The organism is Pseudomonas taiwanensis (assembly GCF_013393345.1).
GTDB classification, from domain to species: domain Bacteria; phylum Pseudomonadota; class Gammaproteobacteria; order Pseudomonadales; family Pseudomonadaceae; genus Metapseudomonas; species Metapseudomonas resinovorans_C.
The window spans coordinates 163556-181007 of record NZ_QJRF01000045.1 but is presented as its reverse complement, the minus strand read 5'-3'; the positions used below and the strand labels follow the sequence as shown (position 1 = coordinate 181007).

Genomic DNA, 17452 nt, shown 5'->3' with positions numbered 1-17452 from the left:
CAAGATCGAGGGGCGCACCTGCGGTCCGCTCAGCGATTGAAATCGCCCCCACAGGGTTTGTGCCGGGAATCGGATTTCTTTTCCTTGTGGGAGCGAATTCATTCGCGAAAGGGCAGCGAAGCTGTCCCAGGGGCTACGAGGCCGATTGTTGACCTGCATCGCGATTGAAATCGCTCCCACAGGATCAGCACAGCGTCGCCGCTTGTTGTGGGGGCGAATTCATTCGCTATGGGCGGCGAAGCTGCCCTCTGCAAGATCGAGGGGCGCACCTGCGGTCCGCTCAGCGATTGAAATCGCCCCCACAGGAATGCCTGGCGCCCCGAGACGGGGCGTGCTGGCTACGTAGTATTACGTAGCCGTGCTTCGTAGTTGTGCGAATTTCTCCGTAGTCGCTACCCGCCGATAGTGTCGGCTGCCCCTATCCGGGCATAAACAACAACAAAAGCCGCCGCAGGTGACCCCCAGCGGCAGGAGACAATTCAATGACTCAACTGGCTTCCCGAATCGCCTGGTTCGCCGTTGCCCTGCTTGGCGCATTCGCGCTGGGTACCGTGGCACTGCGTCGGGGCGAAGCCATCAACGCCCTCTGGATCGTTACTGCTGCAACCGCGATCTACCTGATTGCCTACCGCTACTACAGCCTGTTCATCGCCAACAAGGTGATGAAGCTGGACGCCACCCGCGCAACACCTGCCGTGCTCAATAACGATGGCCTGGACTACGTCCCGACCAACAAGCACATCCTCTTCGGTCACCACTTCGCCGCCATCGCCGGCGCCGGCCCGCTGGTGGGCCCGGTACTCGCCGCACAGATGGGCTACCTGCCCGGCACGCTCTGGCTGATCGCCGGTGTGGTCCTCGCCGGGGCGGTGCAGGATTTCATGGTGCTGTTCCTCTCCACCCGCCGTAACGGCCGCTCCCTCGGGGACATGGTCCGCGAAGAGATGGGCCGGATTCCGGGCACCATCGCCCTGTTCGGCTGCTTCCTGATCATGATCATCATCCTCGCGGTGCTGGCCCTGATCGTGGTGAAAGCCTTGGCCGAAAGCCCGTGGGGCATGTTCACCGTGATGGCGACCATCCCGATCGCGATGTTCATGGGCGTGTACATGCGCTACATCCGCCCGGGCCGCATCGGTGAGATTTCCATCATCGGCGTGGTACTGCTGCTGGCCTCCATCTGGCTGGGTGGCATCGTGGCCGCCGACCCGGTCTGGGGCCCGGCCTTCACCTTCACCGGCGTGCAGATCACCTGGATGCTGATCGGCTATGGCTTCGTCGCCGCCGTGCTGCCGGTGTGGCTGATCCTTGCCCCGCGTGACTACCTGTCGACCTTCCTGAAGATCGGCACCATCGTTGGCCTGGCCATCGGCATCCTGATCCTCGCCCCCGAGCTGAAAATGCCGGCGCTGACCCAGTTCGTCGACGGCACCGGCCCGGTGTGGAAGGGCACCCTGTTCCCGTTCCTGTTCATCACCATCGCCTGTGGTGCGGTATCCGGTTTCCATGCGCTGGTCAGCTCCGGCACCACGCCCAAGCTGCTGGCCAACGAAACCCACGCCCGCTACATCGGCTACGGCGGCATGCTGATGGAGTCCTTCGTCGCCATCATGGCCATGGTCGCTGCCTCGGTGATCGAGCCGGGCGTGTACTTCGCCATGAACAGCCCGGCCGCGCTGGTGGGCACCGACGTGAACACCGTTGCCGCTACCGTCAGCAGCTGGGGCTTTGCCATCACCCCGGAAGTGCTCCAGCAGACCGCCACCGATATCGGTGAGCACAGCATCCTGGCCCGTGCCGGTGGTGCGCCGACCCTGGCCGTGGGCATCGCGCAGATCCTCCACCAGGTGCTGCCGGGCGAAAACACCATGGCTTTCTGGTACCACTTCGCGATTCTCTTCGAGGCGCTGTTCATCCTCACCGCGGTGGACGCCGGTACCCGTGCGGGTCGCTTCATGCTGCAGGACCTGTTGGGCAACTTCGTTCCGGCCCTGAAGAGAACCGAGTCCTGGACCGCCAACGTCATCGCCACCGCGGGTTGCGTGGCGATGTGGGGCTGGCTGCTGTACCAGGGCGTGATCGACCCGCTGGGTGGCATCAACACCCTGTGGCCGCTGTTCGGCATCTCCAACCAGATGCTGGCGGGTATCGCCCTGATGCTGGGCTGCGTCGTGCTGATCAAGATGAAGCGCCAACGCTACGTCTGGGTCACCCTGGTACCGGCTGTGTGGTTGCTGATCTGCACCACCACTGCAGGCCTGATCAAGCTGCTCGACCCGAACCCGGCCGTCGGCTTCCTGGCCCTGGCGAAGAAGTACAGCGATGCCGCTTCCGCCGGCCAGATCCTGGCTCCGGCCAAGGACATGGGCCAGATGCAGCACGTGATCTTCAACGCCTACACCAACGCGACCCTGACTGTGCTGTTCCTCTTCGTCGTGACCAGCGTGCTGTTCTTCGCCATCAAGGTGGGACGCAGCGCCTGGATGAAGACCGAGCGCACCGACAAGGAATCGCCATTCCAGCCGATTCCGGACGCTTGAGGAGGCCGCGAGCATGTTCAATGACCTGAGCCGCATGGGGAAATACCTTGGGCAGGCCGCGCGCATGCTGGTGGGCATGCCTGACTACGACAACTACGTCGAGCACATGCAGAACAAGCACCCGGACAAGCCGGTGATGAGTTACGAGGAGTTCTTCCGCGAGCGGCAGGACGCCCGCTACGGCGGCGGCAGTGGACGCCCCGTGCGCTGCTGTTGAACTCTTGATGCGGTAACCTGAGCGCCACGCCTGTCGTGGCGCTCTTGTTTCCGGTCGTCCCCCGGATCCATTTTTTTGTAGGAGCGAGCTTGCTCGCGAAGCACTGTTCGTGAGCAAGAACTCGGCGTCCCCCTCGCTCCGACGAGTTGAAACCTGATTTCGAGGATTGCCCGATGTCTGTCCATCTCCCCATTCCCGTCACCGTGCTCAGCGGCTTCCTCGGTGCCGGCAAGACCACGCTGCTGAAGCACATCCTCAAGGCCGAGCACGGCCTGAAGATCGCCGTGATCGAGAACGAGTTCAGCGAAACCCCCATCGACGGCCAGTTGCTCGGCGACGACCCGGTGCAGGTGATGACCCTGGCCAATGGCTGCGTCTGCTGCTCGATTCATGTCGAGCTGGAGAAGGCGCTGTTCCTGCTGCTGGAGCGCCTGGACGCCGGTGAACTGGCCTTCGATCGGCTGGTGATCGAATGTACCGGCCTGGCCGACCCGGCGCCGGTGGCGCAGACCTTCTTCGCCGACGAGGAACTCTGCGAGCGCTATGTGCTGGACGGCATCATCACCCTGGTGGACGCGGTGAACGCCGAGCGCCACCTGCAGGAAACCATCGCCCAGGCCCAGGTGGGCTTTGCCGACCGCATCCTGGTGAGCAAGCGCGACCTGGTGGACGAAGCGCACTTCGATGCCCTTTGCGAACGCCTTTCACGCATCAACCGCCGCGCCCCGATCCGCGTGGTGGACCATGGCCGCATCGATCTCGCCGAGCTGCTGGATGTGCGCGGTTTCAACCTCAATGCCGATGTCGGCCCGGCGCTGACCCTGCGGCCCCTGAGCCCGGCTGGCACCCCTGACCGTATCGGCACCCTGGTGCTGAAAAGCGAACGCCCGCTGGACATGGACCGGCTCAGTGCCTTCATGGAGGGGCTGCTGGAAGAGCACGGCAATTCCATGCTGCGCTATAAGGGCGTGCTTTGCGTCGAGGGTGAACCCCGTCGCCTGGTATTCCAGGGCGTGCTGCGGCTCTACGGTTTCGACTGGGACACCGAGTGGCAGGAAGGCGAGGCGCGCGAAAGCGTGATGGTCTTCATCGGCGACCAGCTGCCGGAAGAGAAGATTCGCGCCGGGTTCGAAGCGTCGCAGGTGTGACATCGCCAGCACACAGGGCTTTCGTAGGGTGGATCACGCTTCACCGATCCACCATCGGCCTCGATCCAGGCACCAGCGGTGGAAGTGAAAAGCGACTTCCACCCTACGATGACGCTCGCGGTTTCGGCCACGTGGTGAAGTGAGTGACCATGCAACTCAAGCACAAGATCGTGACGCTCAGCGTACTGCCACTCATCGCGTCGGTGCTCTTCATCTGCGTGCTGGTCTTTGCCCAGAGCCAGAAACTGGAGGAAGAACAGGCCCGGCTGGTAGAGAGCAGCATCATGGCGGCCAAGAAGGCCGAACTGAAGAACTACCTGGAACTCGCCCTGAGCCTGATCGCGCCCCTGTACGAGAGCGGTCGCGACGACGAGGAAACGCGTCAGCAAGCACTGCACATGCTGTCGCGGGCGAGCTTCGGGCTGGACGGATACTTCTTCGTCTACGACCGCCACGGCAAGAACCTGATGCATCCGCGGCAGGCGAATCTTGTGGGCAAGGAACTCATCGGGATGAAGGACAGGAACGGTCTGCCGGTGATCCAGGCACTGCTCGAGAGCGCCGAACGGGGCGACGGTTACCAGCTCTACGCCTGGGAGAAGCCCTCCACCCGCCAGGTGACTGAAAAGCTCTCCTATGTGGTGATGCTTGACCGTTGGGGCTGGATGCTCGGCACCGGCATCTACATTGACGACGTGGAGGTGGCGACGCTCAAGTCGCGCCAGGAAGTGGCCACGGGGGTGCTGACCACGGTGCTGGCGATCGCTTCCTTCTCGTTGATCGCGATCCTGGTGGTGTTCACCGGCGGCCTGATGCTGAACTTCACCGAACACCGCCTGGCCGACCGCAAGTTGTCGGCCCTCAACCAGCGCATCGTCCACCTGCAGGAAGAGGAACGTTCACGGGTTTCCCGTGAGTTGCACGACGGCATCAGCCAGCAACTGGTGTCGATCAAGTTCCAGTTCGAACTGGCCAGCCTGGAATTGGAGAACGGGCGGGAGAGGGGGCTGGAGAACCTGCGCGCGGGCACGGCGCGTCTCGGCGAGGCCATCGGCGAAATCCGCCGTATCTCCCACGACCTGCGGCCATCTCTGCTGGATACCCTCGGCCTGTCGCCGGCCATCGACCAGCTGGTTCATGAGTTCGAGCAGCGCACGGGCATCCGCACCCAGTACGAGCGCGGCCTGGACGACGCCAGCCTCGGCATGGATGTTCGCGTCACGCTGTTCCGCATCATCCAGGAAGCCCTGGGCAACATCGAGCGCCATTCCAGGGCCAGCGCCGCTATAATCTCGCTCGCCGCCAACCAGGCAACCATCGTCCTGCGGGTCGAAGACAACGGCGTGGGATTCGATCCCGGCCTGGTGGACAGGAGTCACGGCATCGGCCTGAGAAATATCAGGGAACGGGTCGATCATCATCGCGGGGCATTCACCATTTCCTCTTCTCACGGCCGAACGGAACTCCAGGTCGAGATACCCGTGCAGAGAGCTTGAACGGCTCGAATTCCAGGCGAACCAAGAGGCCGTCATGAGCGTTCCCAATCCCATCAGAATCGCGCTGATCGACGACCACGTGCTGGTCCGCGATGGCGTGAAATCCCTGCTCTCTGCGATGCCGCACTTCGACGTGGTGGCCCAGGCCGAGTCCGGTGCCGAGGCACTGGAGCTGGTAGCCAATACCGAACTGGACTTGCTGCTGGTGGATGTCGGCCTGAAGGACATGAACGGCCTGGAGCTGACCCGCAGGCTGTGCAGCCTGTATCCCGGCATCAAGATCCTGATCCTCAGCATGTACGACAACCAGGAGTACGTGCGCACCTCCATCAACGCTGGCGCCTTCGGCTACGTGCTGAAGAACGCACCTTCCACCGAGCTGATTGCCGCCATCGAAGCCATCGTTGCCGGCGGCAGCTTCTACAGCCCGGAAATCGCCCGCAAGCTGGCCACCAACGTCCGCGACGAGAACGAATTGACTCCGCGCGAGTTGCAGGTGCTGTCGATGCTCGCCAAGGGGCTGAACAACAAGGAAGTGGCGCGCGAACTGGATATCAGCGTGCGCACGGTGGAAACCTACCGCCTCAGCATTCGCCGCAAGCTGAACATCGATACCCCCGCCGCACTGGTCAAGTACGCCCTGGAGCATGGGCTGATCTCGATCTGAGATGCAGAACGCCGCGCCGGCGAACGGCAGGACTGCGTCCTGTTTCGCGAATGAATTAGCCCCCACAGATGCAGCGGTCTCGGCATTGTGGGGGCGATTTCAATCGCTGACCGGGCGGAAGACGGCGGGGTTGTTCATCTGAGGTAACCGTAGGTTGGTCCGAGCGCAGCGAGGCCCAACGCAGCCATGCCGAACCTTGGCGCGTTGGGGTTCGTTCCTCTGACCAACCTACGGCAGGACTGCGTCCTGCTTCGCGAATGAATTCGCCCCCACAGATGCAGCGACCTCGGCATTGTGGGGGCGATTTCAATCGCTGACCGGGCCGAGTCGAAGGCGAGGTTGTTCATTCGAAGTAACCGTAGGTTGGTCCGAGCGCAGCGAGGCCCAACGCAGCCATGCCGAACCTTGGCGCGTTGGGGTTCGTTCCTCTGCCCAACCTACGGCAGGACTGCGTCCTGCTTCGCGAATGAATTCGCCCCCACAGATGCAGCGACCTCGGCATTGTGGGGGCGATTTCAATCGCTGACCGGGGTCCAACGCAGCGATGCTGAGCCTTGGCGCGTTTACGGCAGGACTGCGTCCTGTTTCGCGAATGAATTCGCTCCCACAAGGGGGTAGGAACCGGGCCTAGAACAGCACCATCTGTTTGTCGATCAACGACGCGAAGTCGTCCCCCACGAAGGGCAGGATGGCGTCGGCAATGGGCTGTAGCTGGCGCGTCAGGTAGTGGTCGTAGTCGATGGCGGAGCGGCGCGTTTCCAACGGCTCGGGACCGTTGACCGTGATCAGGTAGCTGATCCAGCCGCCGTTCTGGTACTGGCGTGGACGCCCCAGGCTGTCGTTGAAGTCGTCGGCCATGCGTGCGGCGCGCACGTGGGGCGGTACGTTGCGGGTGTAGTCGTCCAGTTGGCGGCGCAGACGTTTGCGATAGACCAGCAGCTCGTCCAGTTCTCCGGCTAGGGTCTTCTGCACGTAGTCGCGCACGTATTCCCGGTATGGCTGGCGGTTGAAGATGCGCTGGTAGAGCTCCTGCTGGAATTGCTGGGCCAGCGGCGACCAATCGGTGCGCACTGTTTCGAGCCCCTTGAAGACCATTTCCTGGCTGCCGTCCGCACGTATCACCAGGCCGGCGTAGCGCTTCTTGCTGCCTTCCTCGGCGCCCCGGATGGTGGGCATCAGGAAGCGCTGGTAGTGGGTTTCGAACTGCAACTCCAGGGCGCTTTCGAGTCCGTACTCCTGCTGCAGGTGCTCGCGCCACCATTGGTTGACCTGCTGGACCAGATGGCGGCCGATGCGGGCCGCTTCGTCTTCTTCGTGGGGCCGATTGAGCCAGACGAAGGTGGAGTCGGTATCGCCGTAGATCACGCTGTAGCCCTGGGCTTCGATCAGCTCACGGGTACGGCGCATGATCTCGTGGCCACGCATGGTGATGGAGGAGGCCAGGCGTGGATCGAAGAAGCGGCAGCCACTGGAGCCCAGCACGCCATAGAAGGCATTCATGATGATCTTCAGCGCCTGGGACAACGCCTTGTTGCCGTCGCGCTTGGCCTCTTCACGGCTTTGCCAGACCCGCGCCACAATGGAGGGCAGGCTGTGCCGGGTACGGGAGAAGCGCCCGCCGCGAAAGCCGGGGACGGAGTGTTCGTCGTCCGGTTGCCGGAGGCCTTCGATCAGGCCCACCGGGTCGATCAGGAAGCTGCGGATGATCGACGGGTAGAGGCTCTTGTAATCCAGCACCAGGACGGACTCGTAGAGGCCGGGGCGCGAATTCATCACGAATCCGCCGGGGCTCGCCTCGGGCTTCTTTTCGCCGAGGTTGGGCGCGACGAAGCCCTGGCGGTGCATCAGCGGCATGTAGAGGTGGGTGAAGGCCGCAACCGATCCACCGCTGCGGTCGGTGGCGAGGCCGGTGACCGTGGCGCGTTCAAGGAGGAAGTGGAGCAGTTCGGTCTTCTCGAAGATGCGCGTGACCAGCTCGCAGTCCTTGAGGTTGTAGCGCGCCAGGGCGGGCTTGTCCTCGGCGAACATGCGGTTGATCTCATCCATGCGCTGGTAGGGGGTGTCGATCGCTTTGCCCTCACCGAGCAGTGTCTGGGCGACGTTTTCCAGGCTGAAGGAGGGGAAACTCCAGGTGGCTGAGCGCAGGGCTTCGATGCCGTCGATGATCAAGCGCCCGGTGGCTTCGGCGAAGAAGTGGTTGTTGCCGCTGCCGTGCTCGCGCCAGCCCATGGGATCTCCGCCACGGCCCAGCAACAGGGGCACCTTCAGCTTCTCGGCGTGCGCCTGGAGCACGCGCAGGTCGAACTGCACCAGGTTCCAGCCGATGATCGCGTCCGGATCGTGTTCGGCCAGCCACTGGTTCAGGGCCTCCAGCAGCTCGGCGCGGCTGCCCCGGTAGTCAAGCTGGAAGTCGACCCCGCTGGCATCGCCATTGGCCGGGCCGAGCATGTAGACCTGGCGTTGGCCGCAGCCTTCCAGGGCAATGGAATAGAGTTCGCCGCGCTCGGTGGTTTCGATATCCAGCGATACCAGCCTGAGTCGCGGGCGGTAGTCAGGGGCGGGTTTGAGCTGGGCATCCAGCAGTACGCCGTCGGCGTCCGGGGTGCCGCCGAAGAGCACGGGCGCGGTGATGAACCGCTCCATCAGGTAGCGTTCCGGCGGGCGGATATCGGCTTCGAAGACATCCACGCCGGCCTTGCGCAGGGTCTTCTCCAGACGCATCAACTGGCGGTGCTGGCTGCAGTAGAGGCCGAGTACCGGACGATGCTGGAAGTCGCAAAGGGCGAGGGGGCGTAGCTCCACGTCCTTCTCGCCACGCAGCAGGGGCTCGGCGCGGTCTCGATGCTCGGCGGGAATGAACGCCACTGAAGTCTGGACTGGCAGGCGCACCTGTCGTGGGCCGGCATCGGTGGCCAGCCAGAAGTCGACCTCCGTCCCTTCCGGCGTGTCCTGCCAGTGCCGGGTCAGGACGAACCCCTGCTGTAATTCCACCACCGCAACCTCGGAACCTTTTTTCACCGCGGGATTCTACTCGTCATCGTTCCGTCGCGCGCGGCGAACGAGGTGCACCCCATTATTTCTGTTCGACATGAAGAGAATTGGCTAAGCCATTGAATTGACAGCATACGTCCTGTCTGAAGAACCTGATTTTTCCTGGCCAGAAAGGGGGCTTTTCTTTATGCTCCCCGGCCTTTTTCACCCGTCCGGGAGACGACCCCATGCTGGACAATACCCTCGTACAACTCGAACAGCTCGTGACCGAACTGCTGCAGCAGAACCAGGCCATCGCCGACGATAACGCACGCATCCGCGCCGAACTGCGCAAGGCCCGCGAAGAGAACGACAGCCTGCAGCTGTCGATGATGGAGCAGGAAGAGAAGAACAACGCCGCCGCCGAGCGTCTGCAGGCCCTGGTCCGTCGCGTCAGCGAGAGCCGCGCCAGCGCATGAGTACCGACAGCGTCCGCGTGCTGCGCATCCTGGGGCGCGAGTACAACATCAAGGCGCCGGCCGGCGAAGAGCAGGTGCTGCAGGACGCGGCAGCGATGCTGCAGGCGGAGATCGCCTCCAACAAGAAGAAATTCCCCTATGTCACCGCCAATGAACTGGTGGTGCTTTCTGCGCTCAACCTTTGCGCACGCCAGCTGAACGGCGCCGACAGGCCCCATGATGCGGCCGATGTCAGCCAACGCCTGGCCAGGCTCAACCGGCGTATTCGCGAGCAATTGGACAACGTCGGTTCCTGAGATTCCTGGGCGGCTCATTGCTTTACTTGTGGGGGCGAATTCATTAGCTGCGAAGCTGCCCCCTGCAAGGCCTAGGTGCGAACCTGCGGTCCGCTCAGCGATTGAAATCGCCCCCACAGGGTTGGCGCTGGGATGGGGTAAATTCATTCGCCAAGGGCGGCGTAGCTGCCCCTTGAGGGGCCGAAGGGCGAACCTGCGGTCCGCTTGGCGATTGAAATCGCCCCTACAGATGGAGATCGCCCCCGCAGGGCCTGGGCCGGATTGGCCTTTCCTTGTGGGGGCGAATTCATTCGCGAAAGGACGGCGAAGCCGTCCCCTTGGCAGCGGGATCAGCCGATGACGCGGAAGATATCGGCGCGGTTGATCTCGGTGCGGCCGTCTTCGTACCACTCCGGAATCGCTTCCTTGAGCAGTTCCTTGTCGCCATCCAGCTTGAACGGCTGGGTGTAGCGCTTCTTGCGGTAGGCGTAGATGTAGTAGGTGCCTTCGCGGTAGAGGATGCGGTCGAAGGTGTAGAAGCCGATATGCGAGCCGTTGCAGCGGGCGGTCAGCACCACGTCGCCTTCCTCGTAGGGCAGGGCACCTTCGGCACACTCGTAGGTGAAGAACTCGCGGACATCGTCCCAGGCCACGCCATCGCTGCTGGACTTGAGGTGATCGCGCGCCTCGTCCTCGGACTGCTGCGAATGGTCGCTGTACCAGATGAACAGCGGGATGCTCTGGTTGGTGTCATCGCCCAGCCAGCCTTCGCTGTCCAGGTATTCGGCGGTACGCGCCAGGCCCGCCTGCATGCGGCGGTGGTTCTGCTTGTAGGCGTCCAGCGCATCTTCGAAGGCCTGGACATGGTTGCAGGCCATCACACCCTCGATGCCCTTGATCGCCTGGGCGCGTGCCAGGTAGGCGTCGTACAGGGCTTCATCGGTGATGACAGTGCAGGTATCGCGCACCAGGCTGACGCCGACCTGGGTGAGGTTGGCGCTGCCGACGATGACCACATCCGGCTCGATCAGGTAGAGCTTCCAGTTCACGCTCGCCTGGTAGCGGAAGTCCACCGTCAGGGCGAGATCAGGATTGGATTCGTTGAGGCAGTGCTCGATGAAATCGGGTGAGGTCAGCGAGTTGATGGTGCCGACCAGGATGTCCAGCTGGTTGCCATTCTCGATCAGTTGGTCGATCAGGGGCTCGGTGCCGCTGGCGAAGGCGGAAACTATCGTGATCTTCTTTCCGCTCAGTTCGCCCAGATAGGTTTCAAGGCTGTCTTCGTAATCCAGAATTTCCATACAGTCTCCAGCGACATCTATTTTGCAATTTCGGCATTTTCGCACAGGCAATGCCATAAACCAGCGTCCGAAATGCTTCGCGGGCCCGCCGAGTGTGTTTGACGCCCGGCGGGTCGCCCGGAACACCAGGCGAAAGGCTGAATTTCCTGGCCTCAGCCGTTGCTTTCGGCGAACTCGCGCAGGGCGTCGCCGTCCAGGCGATAGCGCACCCATTCGTCCTGGGGCAGGGCACCGATGGAGCGATAGAAGTCGATGGCAGGCTGGTTCCAGTCCAGCACGCTCCATTCCAGGCGACCGCAGTCGTTGGCGCGCGCTTCGCGGGCGATTTCCCGCAGCAGGCGGCGACCCGCGCCAATGCCGCGCTGATCCGGGGTGATGTAGAGGTCTTCCAGGTAAATGCCGTTGCGGCCCAGCCAGGTGGAGTAGCTGTAGAAGTACACCGCATAGCCAATGGGCTGGCCGTCCTTCAGGCACATCAACGCGCGCGAAGGGGCGTTGTCGGTGAACAGGGTGCGGCGGATGTCCTCGACGCTGGCGATGACCTCGTGGCCAGCCCGCTCGTAGACAGCCAGTTCGATGATGAAGTCGAGGATCTGCTGGGCATCGTCGGGCTGGGCTGGGCGGATTTCGATGGTCACGGTAACTCTCCATGGGCAGTTGATGCGGCCATGCTAGAGGCTTTGCTGGAGCGCATGAAGGGCATTCTTGGCAATGGAGAGCGACGACCGTCGCCGCCGGGTCGCGCTCGCCGGGCGTCCGCTAATCTTGGCGTAAGACCTGGCCTGCGGAGGGCGAGGGCGTGATTCTGCTGGCGAGCGTGCTCCTGGCCCTGTTGATGGGCTTTGCCGTGCAGCGCGGTGGCACCTGCATGGTGGCCGCGCTGGAAGAGGTGGTGAACAAAGGCCGCTGGGCCCGCTTTCGCGCGCTGCTGGAAACGTCCCTGTGGGTGCTGGGTGGATTCGTCCTGCTGCGTGCCTTCGATCTCCTCCCGATGGTGCCCACGGGGCTTTCCTTGCACTGGCATGCGGCACTGGGTGGTGCGTTGCTGGGCGTCGGCGCGTTCATCAATGGAGGATGTGCCTTCGGCGTCGTGGCACGGGTCGGCTCCGGGCAATGGGCCTGGCTGGCAACGCCCCCGGGGTTCCTTGCAGGCTTCGCCCTGGCCGGTCGCAATGTCGGCATGACCTCCGTGATGCCGACGATGATTCCCGACTGGTTGGAGCAGGTGCCTATTGGCCTGGTCCCCATGATTATCGCGGCATGGGTGGCGCGTTTGGGTTGGCTGGCCTGGAACCGGCACAACGGCGGAGTGCACGCAACGATCTGGTCGCCACACCACGCCACTATCGTCCTCGGCGTGGCCTTTCTCCTGCTGTTCGTCTGCGTCGGCGCCTGGGCCTATACCGATATCCTCGCTGAGCTGGCCACCGGCCGATTCATGGCGCTGGGCCTGCGCGGTCTGCTGCTGCCGGCGATGTTCGCCGGGGCGTTGCTGGGTGGCTGGAGCGCCGGGCTCTGGGAGCACCGCTGGCCGACGCCCCTGGCCTTGTTGAAGTGTTTCTGCGGCGGGGCACTGATGGGGCTTGGCGCCACCCTCGTACCTGGCGGCAATGACAGCCTGATCCTGTTCGGCATGCCGCTGCTCTGGCCGAACGCCTGGCTGGCTTTTGCCTGCATGTGCGTGGTGGTGATGCTGACGCTCTGGCTGGCGAAGCTGGGAAAGGGGCAGGGGGTAAGGTCGTAGGGTGCGCTGTGCGCACCGAGTTCGGAGCGAGGCCCGGCACCCTGCAAGAGCAGGACCAGCCTCGAGCTGTTAGTCAGACATGAAGAAGCCCGGCAAGTGCCGGGCTTCTTCATTCAACGGGTGCAGTCTCAGGCAGCGTGATCGAACGCCTTGCCCTTGGCCTTGCGCTCCACCTGCTTGCGGCAGGCTTCACCGAAGGCCTGGAAGATCTTCACCGAGTCGGGGTTCTTCACCGCCTGCCATTCCGGGTGCCATTGCACCGCGAAGAGGAAGGGCGAGAGTTTTGGAGCGTGAATGGCTTCCACCAGGCCGTCTTCGGCACGGGCGATGGCTTCGAGGCCCTTGCCGAGGGTTTTCAGGCCCTGGCCGTGCAGCGAGTTCACCTGAATGGTGTCGGTACCCAGGACCTTGTGCAGCCAGCTGTTCTGCTCCACACGCACGCTGTGGGCCGGTGCGTACTGGACGTCCACCGGATCTTCAGTGTTTTCGCGGTGGTCATTGAAGCCGGGCTCGGCATAGACCTTCTGGTACATGTCGCCGCCCAGGGCGACGTTGATTTCCTGCATGCCACGGCAGATGCCGAAGATCGGCAGGCCGCGCTCGAGGGCAGCACGGATCAGGGGCAGGTCGAAGAGGTCGCGATCCTTGTCCTGACCTTTCTCCGGGGTCAGGTTTTCCTGGCCGTAGAGGGTCGGGTCGATGTTGCTGCCGGCACCGGTGAGGTAAACGCCGTCAGCCATATCGAGGTACTGCTCGAGGTCTTCAGTGCCGCAGCAGGTGGGCACGAGGACCGGTACACATTCGGAGATATCTACCAGCGGCACGATGTACTTGTGGGTCATCACCTGGTAGTCGTGGCCCTTGCGTTCCTGGGCGCCCATGGACATCAGGACGACCGGTTTACGAGTGGTCTGTTTCTTATTGCCAATGTTGCTGTTGGACATATTTCACCTTGGGACAGGCTCAGCCTATCGTTGCTGTGCAGGCGCGCCAATGAGGTTTGGGGCTACCTGAGATCTCGAGCACTGCCGGCAATCGTCGGGGCGATTTCCGGTCGAGACCTGCTATATAGCCTGCCAGAGCCGTTTAATATGTCAAACGAAGCCGACGAAAAGCGTAAAAAATAATGGCCGATTTTTATCGGTTTTCAATAGGTAAGCTATTGATGTATATAGACTTTACGGAATAGAGAAAAATATTTTTCGGTTCAGCATCTAAAACGAGTGTTCAGAATGCTGGACCCCATGCCCCGCGTGGAAGTCTCGTCCTAGAGCGTCGTCGCCTTGCCCTGGCTATCCAGCTCGAACACCTTGTTCCGCATCAGCCGCTCCCGCAGCCAGCGTTTGGCCTTGCCCCTGCCTTGCCGCCGCGGCCAGATCAGGTCCACGCCTACCAGCCAGTCCGTATGCGGATAGGCGACGAGGTTCAGTTCCACCAGATCGCCGTTGGCCAGCTCCCGATGGATGAGTTGACGGGGCAGGGTGGCCCAGCCTAGGCCCGCGCGCACCATCTCCAGCAATGCCATATAGCTTTCCGCTTGCCAGAGTTGGGTAGAGCGCAGGTATTCACTGCTCGGCAGCTTGCTGGCGTGAGCGCTGAAGGCCAGTCGTCGATGGGCGTGGAGGTCGGCGAAGCTGACCTGGGCAAGCTGCGCCAGCGGGTGTGACGGGTGGGTGGCGTGCACCATGATCAGCTTGCCCAGCTGCTGGAACTCCAGTTCCCGTGGATATTCCGGTTGGGAGAAGGCAATACCCATCTCGACTTCACCCTTCTGCACCATGCCGGCTACATCGCCATAGACCGGGTGGCGGACGATCAGGTCGACATAAGGAAACGCCTGCTCGAACTCGCGCAGTACTGGCATCACGGTGTTGTAGGGCACCTCGATGGCCAGGGTCAGGCTCGGCTCGGTTTCTTCCGTCAGGCTGTCGGCATGTCCTTCCAGCGCCAGGCAGCGCTCCAGCACCGCTTCGGCCTCCAGCAGAAGCTTCTGGCCTGCAGCGGTCAGTGCCGGGATGCGGGTGGAACGGTCGAACAATTCCACGCCCAGATCGGTTTCCAGATTGGCGATGGCGGCACTGACCGTCGACTGCGTGCGGCCCAGACGGCGTGCGGCTGCCGAGAAGGAACCGGCTTGGGCAACGGTGACCAGTACCTGCAGCTGATCCAGTGAAAAGCGCATGGCGAAGCTCCCTTGATCCATCGATGGAGGCGATGGTTATTCATTTGTTCCATCGCCAGCAAGTGGGGATCATCCGCCTCAAGCCAGCACTGCCTCCTCGAATCGCTGGGCAACCCACACCCAAAAACAAGAACACGTTGCTTTGCAGGAGTACCTTCCATGAGCCATCCCCATCCGGTGGACCAGCTGCTTCCCGTTCGCCAACTCGTTACCTACGGTCTGCAACACGTGCTGGTGCTTTATGCCGGCGCCGTGGCTGTCCCCCTGATCCTCGGAAGCGCCCTTGGGCTTTCCAGCGCCGACGTGGTGTTGCTGATCAACGCCAACCTGCTCACCTCGGGTATTGCCACGCTGATCCAGACCCTCGGCTTCTGGCGCTTTGGCGCGCGCCTGCCCCTGGTGCAGGCCTGCTCCTTCATCGCCCTGGCGCCGATGATCATGATCGGCAAGGCCTACGGGCTGACCCAGGTGTTCGGCGCGGTGATCGCCGCCGGGTTCATCACCATTGCCCTGGCGCCGGTGTTCAGCCGCCTGCTGAGGTTCTTCCCGCCGGTGGTGATCGGCAGCCTGATCACCATTATCGGCATTTCCCTCATGCCGGCAGCGGCCATCTGGCTCGGCGGCGGCAACCCCGGCGCAGAGGATTTCGGTGCGCCCGCCAACCTGCTGCTAGGCCTGGCCACGGTCGCCATCACCCTGATAATCCATGCGCGACTCTCGGGCTTCGTCGGCAATCTCAGCGTATTGATCGGGCTGTTCGCTGGCAGTCTGATTGCTGCCGCCTTTGGCATGACCGACTTCAGCCGGGTAGGGGAGGCGGCCTGGTTCGAGCTGTCCGCACCCATGGCTTTCGGCGCGCCTGAGTTCTCCCTGACACCCATCCTGATCATGACCCTGGCAATGCTGGTGATCATGGCTGAGACGACCGGCAACTGCCTGGCCATCGGCAAGCTCACCGGCCGCACCATTACCCAGCGCACCCTGGGCGATGCCTTCCGCGCCGACGGCCTCTCCACCATCGTCGGCGGCCTGTTCAACAGCTTCCCTTACAACGCCTTCACCCAGAACACTGGCCTGATCGCCCTTTCCAACATCAAGAGCCGTTTCGTGGTAGCAGCGGCGGGCGGGCTGATGATCCTCATGGGGCTGTTCCCCAAGCTCGGTGCGCTGATCGCCGCCGTGCCCACTCCGGTGCTCGGCGGCTGCGCCATCGTGATGTTCGGCATGACCACGGTGGCCGGCATCCAGGAGCTATCACGCGTGCGCTTCGAGGGCACCCGCAATGCCCTGGTGGTGGCTGTGTCGGTGAGCGTCGGCGTGCTGCCCATGTCCTTCCCGGCCCTCTTCGAACACTTCCACGGCGCGCTGCGCCTGGTGCTGGAGAGCGGCATCTTCCTCGGCGCGCTGAGCGCCATTGTCCTCAACCTCCTGCTGAACCGGGAGGCGCCCGCCAGCCAGGGTGAAACCGCCGAGCTGGCCGACTGATTCGCGCATTTGCGCCTTTACTGCCAAGGAGCCACCCATGACCTTCAGCAACCTCGTTCCCGCCGGCGTCAACGACCTCGACCTGGAACTGCTGCGCCTGTCCATCCGCCTCTCCGAGGAATCCCGCGAGCGCGGCCGCCATCCCTTCGCCGCAGTTGTGGCCGACCGCAACGGCAAGGTGATCGCCCAGGCCGGCAACAACTCCATGCCGCCGGAAGGCGACCCGACCCAGCACGCCGAACTGGCCGCTGCCGCCCAGGCCGCCAAGATCCTGAGCCCGGAAGAACTGGCCCATTGCACCCTCTACACCAGCGCCGAACCCTGCTGCATGTGCGCCGGGGCGGTGTACTGGACCGGCATAGGGCGCGTGGTCTACGCACTGTCGGAGCACGCGCTGCTGGGACTGACCGGCGCCCATCCGGAAAACCCCACCTTCTCCTTGCCGTGCCGCGAAGTGTTCGCCCGCGGCCAGCGCGAAGTCGCGGTGCTGGGGCCGATGCTGGAGTCCGAGGCTGCTACCGCCCATGAAGGCTTCTGGTCGTGAGTGGCGGCATCTCCATCCATGTGGTGGACGTCGCCAGCGGCAGCGTGGCCGAAGGACTGGAGGTGCGACTGGTACGGCTGGAGGGGGAGGCTTGCGAGCTGATCTGCGCCGGCCCTGTCAGCGCCAGCGGCCAGCTGGAAGAACTAGCCCAACTCGTAGATCGCTGCCGTCCCGGCGTCTATGAAGTGCGTCTGAAGGTGGCGGATTTCTATCGGAAAAGAGGGATGCAGTTACCCGAACTGCCCTTCCTCGATGAAGTGGTCTATCGCTTCGGCACCGCCGATGCCAAGCAGCATTACCACCTGCCGTTCAAACTCACCGCCTGGGGCCTCTCCTGCTTCCGGGGCGGCGCTTGACCGCGCTCTTGTAGGTTGTGGCTGAGCGACGCGAAGCCCAACGATTCA

16 protein-coding genes are annotated in these 17452 nt (G+C 63.1%); 11 read left to right on the top strand and 5 right to left on the bottom strand.

Going from position 1 to position 17452, the window contains the following annotated elements:
* Positions 1-482: 482 nt before the first annotated feature.
* From DM872_RS09415 to DM872_RS09395, 5 genes are all read left to right on the top strand, one after another.
* On the top strand, positions 483-2540 hold the full coding sequence (locus DM872_RS09415; protein ID WP_179059224.1) for a carbon starvation CstA family protein: 2058 nt from the start codon (positions 483-485) through the stop codon (positions 2538-2540).
* Positions 2541-2553: 13 nt separating this feature from the next.
* On the top strand, positions 2554-2757 hold the full coding sequence (locus DM872_RS09410) for a YbdD/YjiX family protein (RefSeq protein ID WP_179059223.1): 204 nt from the start codon (positions 2554-2556) through the stop codon (positions 2755-2757).
* Between the two features lie 173 nt (positions 2758-2930).
* A complete protein-coding gene (yjiA, locus tag DM872_RS09405) occupies positions 2931-3905 on the top strand; it encodes a GTPase (RefSeq protein WP_179059222.1) in 975 nt (324 codons plus the stop codon).
* 149 nt (positions 3906-4054) lie between these two features.
* Positions 4055-5401 carry a cache domain-containing protein gene (locus DM872_RS09400; protein WP_179059221.1) on the top strand — a complete coding sequence of 449 codons (1347 nt, stop codon included), beginning with the start codon at positions 4055-4057 and terminating at the stop codon, positions 5399-5401.
* A gap of 34 nt (positions 5402-5435) precedes the next feature.
* A complete protein-coding gene (locus tag DM872_RS09395) occupies positions 5436-6068 on the top strand; it encodes a response regulator (RefSeq protein WP_179059220.1) in 633 nt (210 codons plus the stop codon).
* Positions 6069-6695: 627 nt separating this feature from the next.
* On the opposite strand, the gene DM872_RS09390 is transcribed toward DM872_RS09395, so the two are convergent.
* Positions 6696-9059 carry a DNA polymerase II gene (locus DM872_RS09390; protein ID WP_179059235.1) on the bottom strand — a complete coding sequence of 788 codons (2364 nt, stop codon included), beginning with the start codon at positions 9057-9059 and terminating at the stop codon, positions 6696-6698.
* 227 nt (positions 9060-9286) lie between these two features.
* On the opposite strand from DM872_RS09390, the gene DM872_RS09385 reads away from it, so the two are divergent.
* Entirely contained in the window at positions 9287-9517 is a 231-nt protein-coding gene (locus DM872_RS09385; protein WP_179059219.1) for a hypothetical protein, read from the top strand.
* Entirely contained in the window at positions 9514-9813 is a 300-nt protein-coding gene (locus tag DM872_RS09380) for a cell division protein ZapA (protein ID WP_179059218.1), read from the top strand. The genes DM872_RS09385 and DM872_RS09380 overlap by 4 nt, the downstream gene beginning before the upstream one ends.
* A 329-nt stretch (positions 9814-10142) precedes the next feature.
* On the opposite strand, the gene DM872_RS09375 is transcribed toward DM872_RS09380, so the two are convergent.
* Positions 10143-11093 (bottom strand): phospholipase D family protein, encoded by a 951-nt coding sequence (locus DM872_RS09375; RefSeq protein ID WP_179059217.1) that lies wholly within the window; start codon positions 11091-11093, stop codon positions 10143-10145.
* Positions 11094-11245: 152 nt separating this feature from the next.
* Positions 11246-11731 (bottom strand): GNAT family N-acetyltransferase, encoded by a 486-nt coding sequence (locus DM872_RS09370; protein ID WP_179059216.1) that lies wholly within the window; start codon positions 11729-11731, stop codon positions 11246-11248.
* A 161-nt stretch (positions 11732-11892) separates the two neighbouring features.
* On the opposite strand from DM872_RS09370, the gene DM872_RS09365 reads away from it, so the two are divergent.
* On the top strand, positions 11893-12837 hold the full coding sequence (locus DM872_RS09365) for a YeeE/YedE thiosulfate transporter family protein (RefSeq protein WP_179059215.1): 945 nt from the start codon (positions 11893-11895) through the stop codon (positions 12835-12837).
* Positions 12838-12965: 128 nt separating this feature from the next.
* Here DM872_RS09365 and DM872_RS09360 read toward each other — a convergent pair whose 3' ends face one another.
* Entirely contained in the window at positions 12966-13781 is an 816-nt protein-coding gene (locus DM872_RS09360; RefSeq protein ID WP_179059214.1) for a gamma-glutamyl-gamma-aminobutyrate hydrolase family protein, read from the bottom strand.
* 323 nt (positions 13782-14104) lie between these two features.
* Positions 14105-15019: a LysR family transcriptional regulator gene (locus DM872_RS09355; protein ID WP_077524594.1), complete on the bottom strand. Its 915-nt coding sequence runs from the start codon at positions 15017-15019 to the stop codon at positions 14105-14107.
* 159 nt (positions 15020-15178) lie between these two features.
* On the opposite strand from DM872_RS09355, the gene DM872_RS09350 reads away from it, so the two are divergent.
* From DM872_RS09350 to DM872_RS09340, 3 genes are read left to right on the top strand one after another with little or no spacing between them, the layout of a single operon-like run.
* Positions 15179-16504, top strand: coding sequence for a nucleobase:cation symporter-2 family protein (locus tag DM872_RS09350; RefSeq protein ID WP_179059213.1), 1326 nt, complete (start codon positions 15179-15181; stop codon positions 16502-16504).
* 37 nt (positions 16505-16541) lie between these two features.
* Positions 16542-17048 (top strand): nucleoside deaminase, encoded by a 507-nt coding sequence (locus DM872_RS09345; protein ID WP_179059212.1) that lies wholly within the window; start codon positions 16542-16544, stop codon positions 17046-17048.
* Entirely contained in the window at positions 17045-17404 is a 360-nt protein-coding gene (locus DM872_RS09340; RefSeq protein WP_179059211.1) for a hydroxyisourate hydrolase, read from the top strand. Before DM872_RS09345 ends, DM872_RS09340 begins: the two co-directional genes overlap by 4 nt.
* The last annotated feature ends 48 nt before the right edge of the window (positions 17405-17452 follow it).

Excerpts from the sequence above, each read along its gene's own strand:
- DM872_RS09415 (WP_179059224.1), top strand. The coding sequence starts at position 483 with ATGACTCAACTGGCTTCCCGAATCGCCTGGTTCGCCGTTGCCCTGCTT.
- DM872_RS09410 (WP_179059223.1), top strand. The coding sequence starts at position 2,554 with ATGTTCAATGACCTGAGCCGCATGGGGAAATACCTTGGGCAGGCCGCG.
- yjiA (WP_179059222.1), top strand. The coding sequence starts at position 2,931 with ATGTCTGTCCATCTCCCCATTCCCGTCACCGTGCTCAGCGGCTTCCTC.
- DM872_RS09400 (WP_179059221.1), top strand. The coding sequence starts at position 4,055 with ATGCAACTCAAGCACAAGATCGTGACGCTCAGCGTACTGCCACTCATC.
- DM872_RS09395 (WP_179059220.1), top strand. The coding sequence starts at position 5,436 with ATGAGCGTTCCCAATCCCATCAGAATCGCGCTGATCGACGACCACGTG.
- DM872_RS09385 (WP_179059219.1), top strand. The coding sequence starts at position 9,287 with ATGCTGGACAATACCCTCGTACAACTCGAACAGCTCGTGACCGAACTG.
- DM872_RS09380 (WP_179059218.1), top strand. The coding sequence starts at position 9,514 with ATGAGTACCGACAGCGTCCGCGTGCTGCGCATCCTGGGGCGCGAGTAC.
- DM872_RS09375 (WP_179059217.1), bottom strand. The coding sequence starts at position 11,093 with ATGGAAATTCTGGATTACGAAGACAGCCTTGAAACCTATCTGGGCGAA.
- DM872_RS09360 (WP_179059214.1), bottom strand. The coding sequence starts at position 13,781 with ATGTCCAACAGCAACATTGGCAATAAGAAACAGACCACTCGTAAACCG.
- DM872_RS09355 (WP_077524594.1), bottom strand. The coding sequence starts at position 15,019 with ATGCGCTTTTCACTGGATCAGCTGCAGGTACTGGTCACCGTTGCCCAA.
- DM872_RS09350 (WP_179059213.1), top strand. The coding sequence starts at position 15,179 with ATGAGCCATCCCCATCCGGTGGACCAGCTGCTTCCCGTTCGCCAACTC.
- DM872_RS09345 (WP_179059212.1), top strand. The coding sequence starts at position 16,542 with ATGACCTTCAGCAACCTCGTTCCCGCCGGCGTCAACGACCTCGACCTG.